Raw genomic sequence first — 17,500 nt, forward strand, 5'->3', positions numbered from 1 at the left:
ATTTATTACTCAGGCGTTAGATATCAGTCTTTTTTTTCTTGGCCTTTCTTTCGGCGCGCTCCTTCCGTCTTTCTTCTCTTTTTTCGCGCCGCTCCTGTTTTTTATCCTTTACTTTTTCCATTGCCTGTTCCGGTGTTTTTACTGGAACAGCACCTAATCCAACGGTTTCACGCATCCCTATGAAAACACCTTTCCATAATAAATTAAAAAACGAGGCGGCAGGTGTTCTTTCAAAAGTAATCCTGGCCGTTCTGGGTGCAGCTCCTTTACCCGGATTTGCATCTTCAATTAGAAGGCTATTTGCAAGAAAAGACAAGAATCCTTTTTTCTTGCCTATACCCCCATTTTCCCCTTCTTTAAGTAGCTTTATTTTAAGGTCTTTATAATAGAAATGAACAATACCTGAAGCACCTTTTACATTGGCCTGAATGTCAAAATCGATTCCCTGCATTTGTCCGCTTTCTATTTCAACTAAGCCCATGTTCTTTGCCATTGGATTTAAAACCATCATATTCATTGCAGCTATCTTACCTTTATAGGTAAAAGAGGCATTTTTATCTGTTAAATTAAAGTTTATAGTAACCTTAATCCGGCTGGATTTCATTACCAATGCCCTTAAATTAGCAATAGCATGGTTGTTCTTTGTAAGCCCAAGAGAGTCATTAGTTAAATTGAGAATATTCCCGCTAAGGTTTTGGAAGTACACCGTCCCTCTTTTTTGAGTGATCGGATTGTACTCTGTATAGGCAACATCGATATTAGCCAGTTTAACGGTATCAATAATGGTTTCAATAGGTAATCTTTTCAGTGCGATATGAGGAAAATTATGAGCTTTATCAAAATTAGGGGGAGGAGGTAATTCCCTATTCACAAAAATGCCGGCTTTTGCAGGACCTACCTTTAGGGCCCTCGCATATAAACTGCCTTCTGCACTTAATTTACCAAAATCTATCCCTGTAAAGGTTATTTCATTAAATTTTAAATCGTACCTGTCTTTTCCATATTTATATTTCCGGGTAAATGCTAAGTCTGGATGAAGGGGAATCATTTGCAAACCCTTTATACGAATATTCTTATCCCTTACCGAACCTGCAATTGTATCTATTTTGGTGGTATACATTCGATCCTTCCCTGTAGCCCTATATCCGGTGAATTCAAAGCTGATGTCTTTGGTATAATAAAAACGTGTGGTATCGAACTTGGAAAGAGAATCGATAAGCAGGTCTTTTACATTGATGTTTAGATGCTTTATGGAATTTAACGGTTTAGAAGTAGCTCCATTAATATATTGAAAGTCAGCATCTATTATTTTAATGGCCTTTACGTGGATAGATTTTAATGTTTTGGATATCTGATCGTACAAACTCTGCTTATCTGCAGCGGTATCTGTTTTTTTAGTTACTTTATAATGAATCACATTAATGGAGGGTTGCTCCATGATGATGGAATTCATGCTTATCCGTTTCTTAAAGTAGGCAGTAAGCACACCGATTCCGCTTAACTGAAGACGCGCCAGTTTTATCTGAAACAGGTTAGCAGGAGCAAGTTTTAGTTCTTTTAACTGATTAAAAACAGTAGCATCAGGCGTTAAAGTAACGCTATCCAGTACCGCACTTCCGGTAATCAGATTGAGGCGAATATCTTTAAAATTAATCCTATAAAGTTTATGAGAACCATTGTAAACCCCATCTTTTATCTTTTCGGTAAGTAGAGGTTTCCATTTTGCGCTAAAATATAAAGCCACACCTCCAACTATGAGGATCAGGGCTGTAAGGATGCCTGCAAGCCACTTTAATACTTTGTATTTTCCTGGTTTATTGGACGTCATATTCGTGTAGCATACAATATCAAGGCCATAATGAGAAATAAGGCTGGCTATTGTCACAAAATATTCATTTAGCATTCTGCCAATTTGTCATTTGTAAATTAAATTACGTATTTTTGAAGCCCATAAAACAATTGACCATTTATGATTGATTTACAGCTGACAGATAAGACACATGATGAAGAGCGCCAGGGCGAGGCTTTAATTGTTGATGCACCTTTGGTGCGCAATGGCCGCAAACTGTATATCGAAAGTTATGGTTGCCAAATGAATTTTGCCGATAGCGAAATTGTTGCATCTATATTATTAGATCAGGGATTTGAAACCACGGGTGATTACAAGGAGGCTGATGTAGTATTTATAAATACTTGCTCTATCCGCGAAAATGCAGAACAAAGAGTACGTAACCGCCTGTCGCAATTTGGTGCCGAAAAGCGCCGAAACCCTAAACTTATTGTAGGTGTTCTGGGCTGTATGGCCGAGCGCTTGAAATCAAAATTTCTGGAAGAAGAGAAATTGGTTGATGTAGTTGTTGGGCCAGATGCATACCGTGAATTGCCACAATTGCTAAGTGAAGTAGAAAGTGGCCACAAAGCTATAAATGTACTACTATCACGTGAGGAAACTTATGCAGACATTAGTCCTGTCAGGTTAAACGGAAATGGCATTACCGCATTTATTTCTATTATGCGTGGTTGTGATAACATGTGTTCTTTTTGCGTAGTCCCTTTTACAAGAGGTCGCGAGCGCAGCAGAGACCCACATTCGATTATGGCGGAAGCTCAGGACTTATTTGACCGTGGCTATAAAGAAGTTACTTTACTTGGCCAGAATGTAGATTCATACAAGTGGAAGGGTAACGATGCTGATGACAGTACTGAAATTGAGGTTAACTTTGCTCAATTGCTTGAAAAAGTAGCTTTGATTAGTCCTGAATTAAGAATTCGCTTCTCTACTTCTCACCCTAAAGACATTACCGACGAAGTTTTATACACCATCGCTAAATACGATAATATCTGCAACTACATACACTTACCTGTTCAATCAGGAAGCAGCAGGGTATTAGAATTGATGAATCGTACTTACACCAGAGAGTGGTACATTAACAGGATTGATGCGATTAGGAATATCATTCCTGACTGTGCAATTTCATCTGATATTATTGCCGGTTTTTGTACAGAAACAGAAGAAGAACATCAGGAAACGCTTAGCATTATGGACTATGTGAAATATGATTTCGCATTTACCTTTAGTTATTCTGAGCGACCAGGAACCCTTGCTGCACGTAAGTTTGAAGATGATATTCCGGAAGATGTTAAAAAACGCAGGTTAAGTGAGATCCTGATTAAGCAACAGGAAACTTCTTTATATCGTTTACAACAATTTGTTGGAAAAACTGTTAGGATTTTAGTGGAAGGGACTTCAAAAAAATCAGATAAAGATTTCTGTGGCAGAAATGATCAGAATGCAATGGTGGTTTTCCCGGCAACAGAAGGTGTTGCCGCAGGGCAATATGTATATGTACATATAGACCGTTGTACCTCGGCAACCTTATTGGGGACCGTTGTAGTTGAAGAACCTGAAATTGTTTAATTAAACACAGATTACATTGGACGTACAAGACATAAAAAATCGTTTTGGGATAATTGGTGGTTCTCCGCTATTAAACCGGGCTATAGATATTGCCAGGCAGGTTGCACCAACCGACATGTCTGTTTTAATTACTGGTGAAAGTGGTAGTGGTAAAGAGGTTTTCTCTCATATCATCCACCAGATGAGTACCCGCAAACACGGAGCTTTTATTGCGGTAAACTGCGGCGCCATTCCCGAAGGGACTATTGATTCTGAACTATTCGGCCACGAAAAAGGATCTTTTACCGGCGCTCATGAAGCCCGTAAAGGTTATTTTGAGGTAGCAAACGGAGGCACAATTTTTCTTGATGAGGTTGCAGAATTGCCATTAGGTACACAGGCCCGTTTGTTACGTATCCTTGAAAGCGGTGAATATCTTAGAGTAGGGTCTTCTAAGGTGCAAAAAACAGATGTACGAATTATTGCAGCAACCAACGTTGATGTTTATAACCGTGTAAAATCTGGTAAATTCCGCGAAGACTTATATTATAGACTAAATACTGTTCCGTTGCGCATTCCTGCCTTGCATGAGCGTAAAGAGGACATTTATTTATTATTCAGAAAATTCTCGGCAGACTTTAGTGATAAATACCGCAGTCCGGGCATACAGCTTGAGCCTGAAGCAATACAGATTTTGAGTAATTACAGCTGGCCAGGAAATGTACGCCAGTTAAAGAACATTGCTGAGCAGATCTGTGTACTCGAGAAAGACCGAAACGTAACTGCTGCAGCTTTGCTGAATTACATCCCCAATGAAAGTGCTACAAATTTGCCTGTCGCAATTAACGGGAACACGAAAGAAGATTATACAGAAAGAGATATCCTTTACAAGGTTCTTTTTGATATGAAAAAAGATATGATGGAATTGAAAAAGCTGGTAGCCGAAATCATTCAGAGCGGAGGAAATACTTCGCACATCATGGCAGACAACCCTCATTATATCAATCAGCTTTATCAGGAGGTAGACCAGACTTATGGCAATGAGCAGCCTACCCTTACGATTAAAAAACCCGTTCAAAACGCTCCTGTTGATTACAACTATACCCATGAAGCAGAAGAAGTTGAAGAATCTTTATCTTTAATAGACAAGGAATCTGATCTGATCAAAAAAGCATTGAAAAAACACAAAGGAAAGCGCAAATTTGCTGCTCAGGAATTAGGCATCTCCGAACGTACATTATATAGAAAAATTAAAGAATTGAATTTAAACTAAGGATGAAAAATTTATCTGTAATCATATTGCTATTCTTTCTTAGCAGCTGTAAAATAGGACTAAACGGAGCGTCTACTGTAGGCTTGAAAACGATTAGCGTTAAAGTTTTTGAAAACAATGCGCCATTAGTGGTAGCATCTTTAAGCTCACAGTTTACAGAAGAATTGAAAACACGTATTCGGAACCAGACTAGCTTAAGTATTACACAGAATGATGCTAATGCCATTTTCACAGGAAACATTACCGGATATAGCATTACTCCTGTAGCGATAACAGACAACAAACAACCTACAGCAGGTGCCAACAGGTTATCAATAACAGTTAACGTGAAATATGTAAACAACATTGATCCCAAACAAAGCTTTGAGCAGTCATTTGAGCGTCATAAGGATTTTAAACTGGCCGGAAACTTACAAGCTCAAGAACCCGCATTAATTAAAGACGTTACTGCTCAGCTTACTGAAGATATTTTTAATGCAGCTTTTGCACAATGGTAGGCTAAAATAGAGATCAATTATTAACTTAGCATCGTGGAGCAGGATATGAACATTAAAGAACAGCTAACAAGATTAATTGCTGTACCTGAGAAAACATCTCAGGATGACACAGTTATGCTTCAAGATCTCGTTAAGCAGTATCCTTATTTTCAGCCCGTTCATCTGCTGCTGGCAAAAGCCACTTTGAATAGCGACGAGGGTAACACCAATCTTGCTACCGCTGCGCTGTACACGAACGGGCAGTTACTCCATAATTTGCTTCATGAAACTGAACACTTAGAACCTGTAGACTTCAACGTTATCAGCTATTCATCTTCAGAAGCTTTCGGTAATAACCCTGAAACCTTAGATGAATTTGTAATTGATGAGGTTCCTTCTGAATTAGAAGAATTGAAGATAAGCGATGATCAGGAAGTATTTGATGAAATTGGCGAAGTAAACATAAGTCATTATAATTACGCTGATACAGATCCGATTACTCCTGAAGAAAGCAGAGAGAACCCAGAGGATGATCTTGTTTTAGAGAACATTGTAGCTACAGATTTCTTTGCCTTTCAGGAAAACTTTAAAGTTGAACCAGTAACAGAAACTTCGGAAGTTACTGAGAATCAAATTGAGGAATATAAAGAAGATGAGCCTGTTGAAGAAGATGATACGATTGTAATCAGTAAATATGATGATGATCAGCTTCCTTACACATTTTTATGGTGGCTTGCTAAAACAAGAAAAGAGCATCAGCAAATATTTCAACCCTACGCTTCGCCCAAGCATGTTAAGCAAGATCAGGAGCAAAAATCGGATAGAAACAAAAAAGCAAATGAGCTTCAGCAGCAATATGTGGAGAATATATTTCACATGCAGAGTCCATTTGATGAAGAAGAAAGTGAATATTCGCCAAATGAGTTTAAACAACGCTCAAAGGGAGCTGAAATTATTGAAAGCTTTATAAAGAACGAGCCTCAGATAAGTCCACCCAAGCCGGAGCAAATAAATAACGAGAATAAAGCCAAAAAAAGCGCCGAGGACCATAATGACCTGGTATCTGAAACGCTGGCAAACATCTATATTGAGCAGATGCTTTATGACAAGGCCATAGAGACTTATGGAAAATTAAGTTTGATGTTTCCAGAAAAAAGCCGTTACTTTGCCGACCTTATTCAATCGATAGAAAAAAAAATTTAACAACCTAACATAATATGCTTTTCTTAATTATTTTATTAATCATCGTTTGTATTGCCTTAGCGCTATTTGTTTTGATACAAAATCCTAAAGGTGGTGGTCTGGCAACAGGCGGATCTGGCAGTAATATGTTTGGCGTTCAACGTACAGGTGACGTTTTAGAAAAAGGAACCTGGGTTTTATTAGCGCTTGTTGTAGTGCTTACTTTATCAATTACAACTATTGGTAAATCAGGCGGCTCATCAGCAACTGGAGCTGGTTCTAAAATTCAGGAACAACTTGACAAAACTCCTACTCCATCTCCAATTGGTGGCGGTAATACTGCTCCTGCTCCGGCAAATACGCCACCAGCAGCAGCAGACACTACAAAAAAATAAGTTCTTATATTCTATAAGAATGCAAAAGCCCGGAAGGTTAATACCTCTTCCGGGCTTTTTTATCCCCCTGCCACTCTGACACAAAAATAGTTTGCCTTAATCCATTAGCTGACAAGGCTGTGTAAATTTGTCAAGCTTAAGCCCCTTGGCACAAAAACTGATATGTTCTTTCCTGCGTAATTAAATTACTTTTACATTTATAAATCTAAAAACAAAACAATAATAAGTTATGGCTTTAAACTTTAAACCTAATGCAGATAGAGTAGTTGTTGAAGCTGCTGCTGCAGAAGAAAAAACAGCTTCTGGTATTTATATCCCTGATACCGCTAAAGAAAAACCTCAACAAGGAATAGTAGTAGCTGTAGGACCTGGTAAATATGCTGATCAAACTGGAAATCTAATCCCATTAAGTGTTAAGGTTGGTGATCAGGTTTTATACAGTAAATACGGTGGTACTGAAGTTACCATTGAAGGTACTGAGTATTTAATTATGAGAGATTCTGATATCTTAGGAACTCTTTAATCCAAGTATAATTATAGAAATGAAATTGGTTAATGCTTAATTCATTTCAGCTTAAACAAGAATCAAAAAAAATAAAATGGCAAAACAAGTAAAATATAATGTAGAAGCTCGCGACTCCCTGAAAAGAGGTGTTGACATTTTGGCTAATGCTGTAAAAGTAACTTTAGGCCCAAAAGGTCGTAACGTAATCATTGACAAAAAATTTGGCTCACCTGCTATCACTAAAGATGGTGTTACAGTAGCCAAAGAAATTGAATTGAAAGACCCAATTGAAAATATGGGTGCTCAAATGGTTAAAGAAGTAGCTTCTAAAACTGCTGATATTGCAGGTGATGGAACGACAACTGCAACTGTATTAGCTCAAGCAATTGTAACTGCTGGTATTAAAAACGTAGCTGCTGGTGCAAATCCAATGGATTTAAAACGTGGTATCGATAAAGCAGTTACTGCAATTGTTGAGAACTTAAAAGCTCAATCGCAAACTGTTGGTGAAGACAACAACAAAATCAAACAAGTTGCGTCTATCTCTGCTAACAATGACGAAGTAATTGGTGCATTGATCGCTGAGGCTATGGGCAAAGTTGGTAAAGATGGCGTTATTACTGTTGAAGAAGCAAAAGGTACTGAAACTGAAGTAAAAACAGTTGAAGGTATGCAATTTGACCGTGGTTATTTATCTCCATATTTTGTAACTAATGCAGACAAAATGGAAGCGGAATTAGAAAACCCTTACATTTTGATCTACGACAAAAAAATCAGCAACATGAAAGAATTGTTGCCTGTATTAGAAAAACAAGTTCAAACTGGTAAACCACTATTGATCATCGCTGAAGATTTAGACGGTGAAGCTTTAGCTACTTTAGTAGTTAACAAAATCCGTGGATCTCTGAAAGTTGTTGCTGTTAAAGCTCCAGGTTTTGGCGACAGAAGAAAAGCAATGTTAGAAGACATCGCTATTTTAACTGGCGGTACTGTTATCTCTGAAGAAAGAGGTTATAAATTAGAGAATGCTGACCTTACTTATTTAGGTACTGCTGAGAAAGTTGTTGTTGACAAAGACAACACTACAATCATCAATGGTGCTGGTCAGTCTGAAGATATTAAAGCTCGTGTTAACCAGATCAAAGCTCAAATTGAGACTACTACATCTGATTATGACAAAGAGAAATTACAAGAGCGTTTGGCTAAATTAGCTGGCGGTGTTGCAGTTCTTTATGTAGGTGCAGCTTCTGAAGTTGAAATGAAAGAGAAAAAAGACCGTGTTGATGATGCTTTACATGCAACCCGTGCAGCGGTTGAAGAAGGTATCGTAGCTGGTGGTGGTGTTGCTTTCATCCGTGCTATCGAGGCATTAGAAGGCATGAAAGGTTCAAATGATGACGAGACTACTGGTATCCAGATCATTCGTCGTGCTATTGAAGAGCCTTTACGTCAGATTTGCCAGAATGCTGGTATCGAAGGTTCTATCGTTGTACAAAAAGTTAAAGAAGGTAAAGCTGACTTCGGTTACAATGCCCGTACTGATGTGTATGAGAACTTAATTGCGGCTGGTGTTATTGATCCAACTAAAGTTGGTCGTGTAGCATTAGAAAATGCAGCTTCTATTGCAGCTATGTTATTAACAACTGAGGTTGTTTTAGCTGATGATCCGGAAGAAGCTCCTGCTGGTGGTGCTATGCCTCCTATGGGTGGTGGTGGCATGGGTGGAATGATGTAATCATCATTTGCCTTACACATATAAAAAAGACCCGCTGATAACAGCGGGTCTTTTTGTTTTAAATCTTTGTTATATTTAGGTAGTTAAAACATGATGGAGAATTTTTTAGAGAACGGTCATTTCCTTACAGTTAGCGAAGTGAACAAATTTTTACTGGCAACACTACTGTGTGGTTTAATTGGTGCAGAACGAGAGTTTAGAAGCAAACAAGCTGGACTAAAAACAATGATCATGATTGGTCTTGGTTCTACATTATTCACAATTCTATCTATAAAAATTGGTTTAAGTAGTCATGATCGTATTGCCTCCAATATTGTTACCGGAATAGGCTTTCTGGGAGCAGGTGTAATTTTTAAGGAAGACAATCAGGTTAAAGGCCTAACTACAGCTTGTGTAATATGGATTGTAGCCGCAATTGGAATGGCCATTGGCTCTGGATATTATGAACAGGCAATAGGTGTAACATCGGTTGTTCTACTTGCCTTATTTACTTTTCCCTTTTTAGAAGATATGGTAGAGCAACGCTTTACCAAAAGAGTTTACAGGATCGTAAAAAGATTTGAAAATGAAAGTCTCGAGAAATATGAAGAAGACATCAAGACCTCTAAATTAAAGCTTACCCGAGGCAAGCAGGAACTGGCAAATGGCATTATAAGCGGAACATGGATAGCTGTAGGAAGCCCTAAAAACCACAAAAGATTTGTAGATCGCATGCTTCAGGATAGAAATATAATAGCATTTGACTTTTAAGTTTTAGCTTTGCATCATGCAAAGGGAACAGATCTCAGTATTTGATATTTTTAAGATAGGAATTGGGCCATCAAGTTCACATACACTTGGTCCGTGGCGAGCAGCACAGCAATTTACAACTTCGTTAAAACAACAAAATCTACTAGATGATGTTGAGCAAATAAAGATTTTGCTTTACGGATCCTTAGCAAAAACTGGTAAAGGACATGGAACTGATGTTGCCATATTACTTGGATTGGCAGGTGCAGATCCGGTAACCTTTGATGTAAACTCGATTGAGTGTACTATTGAATCAATCAAAAAAGATCATTCACTAATTCTGGCAGGAGAAAAACCAACTATATTCAATTATGATGATGATCTGGTATTCCTTTTTTTTGAAAGCCTACCCTTCCATCCCAATGCGGTTACTTTTCAAGCTTTTTTAAAAACTGGCAAAGCCATATCTGAAACCTATTACTCTATTGGCGGTGGCTTTGTAGTTAAAGAGGGGGAGGATGGTAAAGAAAGAGAGCAGGTAGATTTACCATTCCCTATTGAAAAAGCAGGAGATCTGTTACACTGGTGTCTTACTACAGGACTTAAAGTTTCTGAGGTAGTAATGGAGAATGAACTGGCCTGGCGGACAGAAGCTGCAACAAGAACAGGAATTTTGCAGCACTTCAATGTAATGAAAGATTGCATTTACAGAGGGTGTCATACCTCCGGATTTTTACCGGGAGGATTAAACGTGGCCAGAAGGGCCGCAGCGCTTAATAAAAAGCTGATGGGCAATAGTGTTTACACTAACTATGAAAGTTGGGTAATGGCCATTAGAACAGGTGGAAATGGGTTTAATTATACGCTTGACTGGGTGAGCTGTTTTGCCCTGGCTGTTAATGAAGAAAATGCTTCATTTGGCAGAGTGGTAACGGCCCCAACCAATGGCGCGGCTGGAGTTATACCAGCGGTGCTACAATACTTTATCACATTTTGTGATGGATTTGATGAAGAAAAAATTACACAGTTCATTGCCTGCGCATCTGAAGTAGGCAGTATCTTCAAAAAGGGAGCTACTATATCTGCTGCAATGGGCGGATGTCAGGCCGAAATCGGAGTATCTTCAGCAATGGCTGCAGCTGCGCTTACTGAGTGCTTAGGAGGCTCTCAGAGGCAGGTTTTGATGGCTGCGGAAATAGCCATGGAGCATCACCTAGGGCTTACCTGTGACCCTATTGGTGGTTTAGTTCAAATACCATGTATAGAAAGGAATACTATGGGGGCTATTAAAGCAATTACGGCAAGCCAGCTTGCGTTGCAAAGTAATCCGGACAAAGCCAAGGTAAGTTTAGACGCCGTTGTTAATACGATGTGGGAAACTGCTTTAGATATGAATTCGAAATACAAAGAAACATCTGATGGCGGTTTAGCTACCAATATCCCAATAAGTTTGCCTGAGTGCTAAACTATTATTAGATTTTCTGTTGTGCTTTAATAGAAAGGTATCTGTTGATTACATTTATGGTCAGTTTTTCTGGTGGAGTAAGGATGCTTAAGATTCCATGTTTAGCAAGTTCCTTTACGATCAACTTTTTCTCATAAGCAAATTTGCTGGCAATAGTTTTAATGTAAATCCCTTCTACGTCTTTTACTTCCTCTTCGGTAAGAGATTTCAGTTCGGTGTTTTCAAAAAACACAATAAGCAGCAAATGGAATTTCGCAACACGCTTTAAAAATGGCAGCTGTCGGTTTAATGCAGACATGCTTTCAAAATTTGTAAAGAAAACTACCAAACTACGCTGCTTTAAAACACTTCGGATACTGGTATAAAGGGCTTCCATGTTGGTTTCAAGATATCTTGTTTTTTCTTTATACAAAACGCTCATAATCTTACCAAGCTGAGCAGGTTTTCTATCAGCTGGCACAATACTTCCTGTCTTTTCAGCTATCGTTATCAAGCCCGCTTTATCTTCCTTTAACAAAGCCACATTAGAAAGAACCAGGCTTGCATTAATGGCATAGTCCAATAGGCTCAAGCCCTCAAAAGGCATTTTCATGACCCTTGATTTGTCAATTACACAATACACATGCTGGGCTTTTTCGTCAGTGAAGGAATTCACCATCAACTCTCCTTTCCGGGCTGTTGCTTTCCAGTTAACAGTTCTATAATCATCGCCCGGCACATAACTCTTTACCTGATCAAACTCCAGGCTATGACCTATCCTTCTTATTTTTTTAATCCCAATTTCATTCAGTCTGTTTGATATGGCCATCAATTCATATCTTCTTAATTGCAGAAAGGAAGGATAAACAGGCACTGTTGTTTCTTCTCCAAAGTTAAACCTCCTTACAACTAAGCCTAACGGCGAATTAACATACAAACGAATCAATCCGAATGCATACTCCCCCCTTTTGGTTGGCCTTAAAGTATAATTGATTGTTTTATGTTCACGGGGCTTTAAATTAGTTGTAAACCAGATGTCTCTTTTTTGAAATTGTAAAGGAATTTCATCAATAATACCAACTTTAGTTGCAAAGGGATAAAAGCTCTCGATATAAATATTGATTTCATTTTCATCGCCATTACTTAATCTTTCTGGAAGATCCCGTCTTAAAAAGAAGCCCCTGGCTTGTCGATAAAGCATAAGCATATCTATAACAACCAATGCGATCAGCGTCCAAAAAGCAATAAATGGGATATCACCAAGCCACGGAAAAAAGAAAGAGAACAGGAACAAAGTAGTACAAAGCCCGATCCCGGCAAGCAACCTTCTACCCAAAAACAGGTCTGTATAATATGTTTTAAAAAAGTTCTTCAACAGCTTAGGTATTACCTTGGAATCTCTAATTTTTGAATAATTTGACCAACTACATCTGCAGGCGTAAGTCCTTCCATTTCTTTATCTGGTGTCAGCATAATTCTGTGTGCAAGAACAGGTACCGCCACTTTTATGATATCCTCTGGCGTAACAAAATCACGGCCCTGCATTGCTGCAATCGCTTTAGCGCTATTGATCATTGCTAAGGATGCGCGAGGTGAAGCGCCCAGGTAAAGTGATTTATTATTCCTTGTTTCATGGGTTATCCTTGCTGCATATTCTATTAGTTTAGGCTCAACATGCAAGGCCTTAATTATTGCCCTGCATTTCTTGATCTTAGCAATACTTAGAACTGCTTTAACTGCATTTATTTCTACCTCAAGCTTTTGCTGATGTTGATTTTGAAGGATAACTATCTCTTCTTCCAGAGTAGGGTATTTTACTTCGATCTTAAATAAGAATCTATCTAGCTGGGCTTCGGGCAATCTATAAGTCCCTTCCTGTTCTATTGGATTTTGAGTTGCCAATACCATAAAAGGCTCATCCATATGATAGGTATGTCCATCTACAGTTATTTGTCGTTCTTCCATCACTTCAAACAAAGCTGACTGAGTTTTTGCTGGAGCGCGGTTAATCTCATCTACCAATATGATATGTCCAAATATGGGCCCTTTTCTATATTCAAACGACGAAGATCTGGGGTCAAATACGGATGTTCCCAATACATCGGAAGGCATTAAATCAGGAGTGAACTGAATTCGTGAAAATGAAGCATCAATGCTTTTGGCCACAAGTTTAGCACTTAATGTTTTAGCTACACCAGGAACCCCTTCGAGCAATATATGGCCATCGGCAAGTAGGGCTGCAATGAGAAAATCTATTGTTTCCTTCTGCCCAATGATAATACTGCTCAGTGTTTGTCTTATCTGATCAACAGCCTGATTAAGTTCAGTTAAGTCGGTTCTTTCATTAAAAATTTCCGGTTCCATAGTTTATTGAGCTTGTTTATAAAATCTTTCAATTAGTTTATTAAGGTTGATCAGTGAGTTATCATCAACATACTGATTGTTATTTATCACATTTACAAGACTGAACAGTTGGTCAATTGTTTCTTCGGGCACTCCTGATCTGATATTTAAAGCTTGTTCCAATTCTTTATCCAGTGAGGTTGTTTTCAGGTTATAGGTACTTCGAATATACTCAAGAAAGTAACTTATCTTCTTTCTTGCGATATCCCCATTGTCCCGTTGCTGATAGTATACTTTTCCGACAACCTTAACAAAATCTAAGGATGAGTTTTTTAAGGGTTCTATTACAGGAATTATCCGCTGCCTACGCTTCATTTCAAATAAAACAAAGATGATCAACCCTACTAGTGCAATATAGTATGCCCATCGCAGTGATTCATTCCTGAAAATCACTCTCAAAACGGCAGAATCATCAATATTACCTCGGGTATTGTGTTCATCCCACATTAAACTTGCAGCGCTGGGAAGGTATGATAAGGCCTTTGCTGCATAATCCGCTCCTAAAGGATTTATCAGGCTGTAATTGGTAAATAGTTGAGGATTTGGTAAAATGTATATATTTCCTTTACCAAAACTGTATTTAATAAAGTTTGGCTTTCCATTCGCATTTTTACCCAATACCGTTACCCTGGAAGTATCGATTTTACTAAAATACTGTTCGGCGATTTGCTTTCCGAATGCATAATTGTATTTCGTTTTTAACTTCGGATTGGTGAAATTAATTCCGGTAGATTTTTCTGTTGAATAGTTATACGACGACCCTATATCAAACTTAAGTGTATCACCTAAAGTTTTACCAAAATCAAAGGCGGCAAAAAATGCATTATTCCCGTCTTTTACAAAGCTGATAAGTTCTTTAAAATCCAGCTTATCAAGTTCCATCGAATGAGCGATAAAAAGATAGCTGGTATTACTAAACTTCCTATCCTTTAAAGTATTATATATAGGATCTCTGATTATTCGCACATCTCTTTTGGGAAATAAATTATGTATTTCATGAAACAGAATGTACGTGCCATACGGAATCTTATCTTCTTTTAAATAGCTGGGAGTCCAGTTTGTTGGTTTGGGTTTATAATACTGGGCAAGCAGATAACCAACCAACAGCACGGCACTGACAATAAGATATCTTCTTAATCCCTTCATGAGCTATGTAGATTAAACCGTTCAAAACTATCTTTAATGGCATTGAAGTCCTCTTTGTTAATAAAAAACTCACCGTACCAAACATATTCAAATTGATGAGTAAGATTGCTAAATTCTTTCTTCTTATCCGAATCATTAATCTCGCTGATATACGTTTGATTTGTTTTTTCAGGGAGCCAATGAATCAGGTTTTTATCGCTCAGTTTCTTAAGTGTCCGCAAATACAAAAGCCTGACAGCTAATCTGTAATTAGTATTCCCTATTGCCTTTTCTATCTGCTCGTTAAAATTAATTTCATGGATGTTATCATCAGACTCGCTATAGGGCACCTCTACTATTTGAGACTTACGGGAAAATATCTTCAGGTCAGCTCCGATAATTTTTAGGACGATGAAAACCACCAATCCAACCAGTGCAATAATTATTAAATACTTTATTAAACCACCAGACACCTTATTGCTTAAAACCTGGCCTATCAAGTGCCAAACCCATCGCCAAAACCTGTCCCATAAGCTAAGATTTGGCGCTGGCACATCATCATAAATAAAATCAGTTTCTTTACTATGTGCTTCCAGTTTGCTTTTATCGAACTTACGCAGATCAACCTTAGTCGTATCCAACCTAACGGCTGTTTTTCCTGCAACAGAATCCAGCTTCCCTACATCGGCCCGAGCCAGTGATACTCCAAAAAAAAGAAAAATGAAGAGCAGTAAACGCATGCTAATAATCCTCAGGGGTAGAATTCAAATCCGTTTCGGACTTTCCAAGTTGATTTATCCTTTCCAATAATCCGGTATTATCCAAACGTTCTACCAAATTAAAATAACAAAGTGTAACACCTATAACAGGCAAGACCATAAACACCTGACAAACATATTGAATAACTGTAGAGACCACAATGATCAAAGTGCTCATACCACCGGATGCTTTTGTAAATGCAGAAACCATGGTAAGTATTATAGCTGGCATAGAAGCCATAGACATGCATGCATAAGTAATTATCCATATTACTAATATCGCTCCCGCGGTTACCCACCATTGATCTTTTAACAGTTTGAAAGATCGGCTAAATGAATATTCAAAACTCCCATTCTCAAGTACCATTACAGAATAAAAGAGAGACATTGCCGGAAATACGTAAAAGAATGGCAAGCCACAGAATAGAAGGCAAACAATAAGAAAAATACACACAGCTATACTACTCCCAAATACCCGAAGAAAATAATATTTGAAATATGACCAAACTTCTTCCACCGCTGGTGCCTGGTTTCCTTTTTGAATATATAGCGCAATAAAGCTCAAGGTTGAAACAATTACTGCAGTATAATTTAGTAATGAAAATATAATCACAAGAAAATAATTGAATGTGAACAGCTGGCCAAATCTATTAAAAGGGTTGGCGTTCGCCTGATTGCCACCATTACCGAAACCGATCTTTTGTAATCCGACCTGATACATTATTGCCGCCAACATTCCGGCAAGTACAAAGAACCCGCATAAATAAATATACGTTTTCATTAATGGCTTAAAGTTCTGTTTTATGAATTGGAACATATCATTAATGATCTCTCCAAACTCTCTAAGCTTTCTAAATTCTAATTTATCAGACATTGTTTATATTTTGAGTGCGTTTAATAAGTTGGGCAGGATACAATACTACATACCAAACCATAAATAAAAATGATGCTCCGAGAATGGATACACTTAACCAAACAGGCATATTGGTATGCCTGGTAACAAAACTCTCAAATATTGCGGCCACTACAATTATAGGTAATATTCCCAAAGCTATTTTAGTTCCGTCTTTTGCGCTTTTTATAAATGCCTGAAGACGTGTGTAGGTTTTAGGAAACAATAAACCATGCCCTAAAACCAAACCTGCACCACCAGCAATTATAATAGCTGATATTTCTAAAGTTCCATGAATCCATATAACCAGTATAGATTCCATTCCCAATCCCTTACTAAAGAAATAATATTCGAATGAGCCAAGCATTATTCCATTCCTTAAAATAAAGAACACGGGGCCAATCGAGAAGAATATTCCGCTTACAAACATCAATAAGGAAACATAAATATTGTTGGCCGCAATCATAAAAAACATACTGAACTCACCTTGCTTTTTATAAACGCCAAATGGATCTCCTTTAGCAATATTCTCATTAGTCATATTTACATATCCATCACCAAGTATTAACCTTAAGAAAGAGTCATCATATTTTGCAGATAGTATTCCTATTAAGCTAGAGATTACAAAAAATATCAGTGCATACAGCAACTGCCTGCGATAAGTATAAAAAAGGATAGGCAACTCAAATTTCCAGAATTCGATGAAGGTATTGCTGTTTTCTTTTTTATTCTTATAAATAGACTGATGCAACAATGCAGCAATCCCGTTTAAATATTCTGTTGTTTTTGATTTTGGATAAAATGTTTTGGCGTAAGCGAGATCATTGGTAATGTCAACAAACCTATCAGCCAGCTCATCTGGCGTGGCTGCACTCATTTGCTCATAGGATTTCCATTTAGTGGAATTCTGTTTAACGAACAACGATTCTCTCATAGGTTTTTGCGAGGGCTTTAATTTTCATGTAAAATAGCATAAAAAAGATTTTTACAAGAAAAATTCATAAAAAAGCTGCGGAAACCCAGTCATGGCCTAAGCGTGGGTGGGGGGAAAGCAGCTACCCTCTAGTTTTAAAACTAAAATATTACTATTATTTTTAGTTAAAATAGCTATTATTTTTAGATGTAAATTTGAGCTTTCTTCTCAAATGCTTGTACGCGCATTTACAAAAGTTGCCCATGCTTATAA

At 37.9% G+C, this 17,500-nt stretch carries 16 protein-coding genes; 9 read left to right on the top strand and 7 right to left on the bottom strand.

Annotation, left to right across the window (positions count from 1 at the left end; translation table 11 throughout):
• Positions 1–16: 16 nt before the first annotated feature.
• On the bottom strand, positions 17–1,903 hold the full coding sequence (locus AC6CH7_RS19025) for an AsmA family protein (RefSeq protein WP_498264234.1): 1,887 nt from the start codon (positions 1,901–1,903) through the stop codon (positions 17–19).
• A gap of 66 nt (positions 1,904–1,969) precedes the next feature.
• Between AC6CH7_RS19025 and miaB the strand changes: the two genes are divergently transcribed.
• The 9 genes from miaB (at position 1,970) to AC6CH7_RS19070 (ending at position 11,157) form a co-directional block, all read left to right on the top strand.
• Positions 1,970–3,418, top strand: a complete 1,449-nt coding sequence (miaB, locus tag AC6CH7_RS19030) for a tRNA (N6-isopentenyl adenosine(37)-C2)-methylthiotransferase MiaB (protein WP_498264235.1) — start codon at positions 1,970–1,972, stop codon at positions 3,416–3,418.
• A gap of 16 nt (positions 3,419–3,434) precedes the next feature.
• Positions 3,435–4,670 (top strand): sigma-54 interaction domain-containing protein, encoded by a 1,236-nt coding sequence (locus tag AC6CH7_RS19035; protein ID WP_048907791.1) that lies wholly within the window; start codon positions 3,435–3,437, stop codon positions 4,668–4,670.
• 2 nt (positions 4,671–4,672) lie between these two features.
• A complete protein-coding gene (locus tag AC6CH7_RS19040) occupies positions 4,673–5,167 on the top strand; it encodes an LptE family protein (RefSeq protein WP_498264236.1) in 495 nt (164 codons plus the stop codon).
• A 45-nt stretch (positions 5,168–5,212) separates the two neighbouring features.
• Positions 5,213–6,349: a DUF8458 domain-containing protein gene (locus tag AC6CH7_RS19045; protein WP_498264237.1), complete on the top strand. Its 1,137-nt coding sequence runs from the start codon at positions 5,213–5,215 to the stop codon at positions 6,347–6,349.
• A gap of 14 nt (positions 6,350–6,363) precedes the next feature.
• A complete protein-coding gene (secG, locus tag AC6CH7_RS19050) occupies positions 6,364–6,723 on the top strand; it encodes a preprotein translocase subunit SecG (protein WP_498264238.1) in 360 nt (119 codons plus the stop codon).
• Between the two features lie 229 nt (positions 6,724–6,952).
• Entirely contained in the window at positions 6,953–7,246 is a 294-nt protein-coding gene (gene groES, locus AC6CH7_RS19055; RefSeq protein ID WP_048907794.1) for a co-chaperone GroES, read from the top strand.
• A gap of 76 nt (positions 7,247–7,322) precedes the next feature.
• The gene (gene groL / locus AC6CH7_RS19060) at positions 7,323–8,963 is read left to right on the top strand and encodes a chaperonin GroEL (RefSeq protein WP_048907795.1); all 1,641 of its coding nucleotides are present in this window, start codon (positions 7,323–7,325) and stop codon (positions 8,961–8,963) included.
• Positions 8,964–9,053: 90 nt separating this feature from the next.
• On the top strand, positions 9,054–9,713 hold the full coding sequence (locus AC6CH7_RS19065; protein ID WP_498264239.1) for an MgtC/SapB family protein: 660 nt from the start codon (positions 9,054–9,056) through the stop codon (positions 9,711–9,713).
• A 16-nt stretch (positions 9,714–9,729) separates the two neighbouring features.
• Positions 9,730–11,157 carry an L-serine ammonia-lyase gene (locus tag AC6CH7_RS19070; RefSeq protein WP_498264240.1) on the top strand — a complete coding sequence of 476 codons (1,428 nt, stop codon included), beginning with the start codon at positions 9,730–9,732 and terminating at the stop codon, positions 11,155–11,157.
• Between the two features lie 7 nt (positions 11,158–11,164).
• On the opposite strand, the gene AC6CH7_RS19075 is transcribed toward AC6CH7_RS19070, so the two are convergent.
• Genes AC6CH7_RS19075 through AC6CH7_RS19100 form a run of 6 tightly spaced genes read right to left on the bottom strand, consistent with a single transcriptional unit; the run spans position 11,165 to position 17,248 of the window.
• Positions 11,165–12,511 (bottom strand): DUF58 domain-containing protein, encoded by a 1,347-nt coding sequence (locus AC6CH7_RS19075; protein WP_498264241.1) that lies wholly within the window; start codon positions 12,509–12,511, stop codon positions 11,165–11,167.
• A gap of 11 nt (positions 12,512–12,522) precedes the next feature.
• Complete coding sequence (locus AC6CH7_RS19080; protein WP_498264242.1) at positions 12,523–13,500, bottom strand: AAA family ATPase; 978 nt, start codon at positions 13,498–13,500, stop codon at positions 12,523–12,525.
• A 3-nt stretch (positions 13,501–13,503) separates the two neighbouring features.
• Complete coding sequence (locus AC6CH7_RS19085) at positions 13,504–14,685, bottom strand: DUF4350 domain-containing protein (RefSeq protein ID WP_498264243.1); 1,182 nt, start codon at positions 14,683–14,685, stop codon at positions 13,504–13,506.
• A complete protein-coding gene (locus AC6CH7_RS19090; protein WP_498264244.1) occupies positions 14,682–15,404 on the bottom strand; it encodes a DUF4129 domain-containing protein in 723 nt (240 codons plus the stop codon). The genes AC6CH7_RS19085 and AC6CH7_RS19090 overlap by 4 nt, the downstream gene beginning before the upstream one ends.
• Before the next feature lies 1 nt (position 15,405).
• On the bottom strand, positions 15,406–16,296 hold the full coding sequence (locus AC6CH7_RS19095; protein WP_498264245.1) for a hypothetical protein: 891 nt from the start codon (positions 16,294–16,296) through the stop codon (positions 15,406–15,408).
• The gene (locus AC6CH7_RS19100; protein ID WP_498264246.1) at positions 16,289–17,248 is read right to left on the bottom strand and encodes a stage II sporulation protein M; all 960 of its coding nucleotides are present in this window, start codon (positions 17,246–17,248) and stop codon (positions 16,289–16,291) included. The genes AC6CH7_RS19095 and AC6CH7_RS19100 overlap by 8 nt, the downstream gene beginning before the upstream one ends.
• Between the last annotated feature and the right edge of the window lie 252 nt (positions 17,249–17,500).

It is taken from the genome of Pedobacter sp. GQ55 (assembly GCF_059758925.1).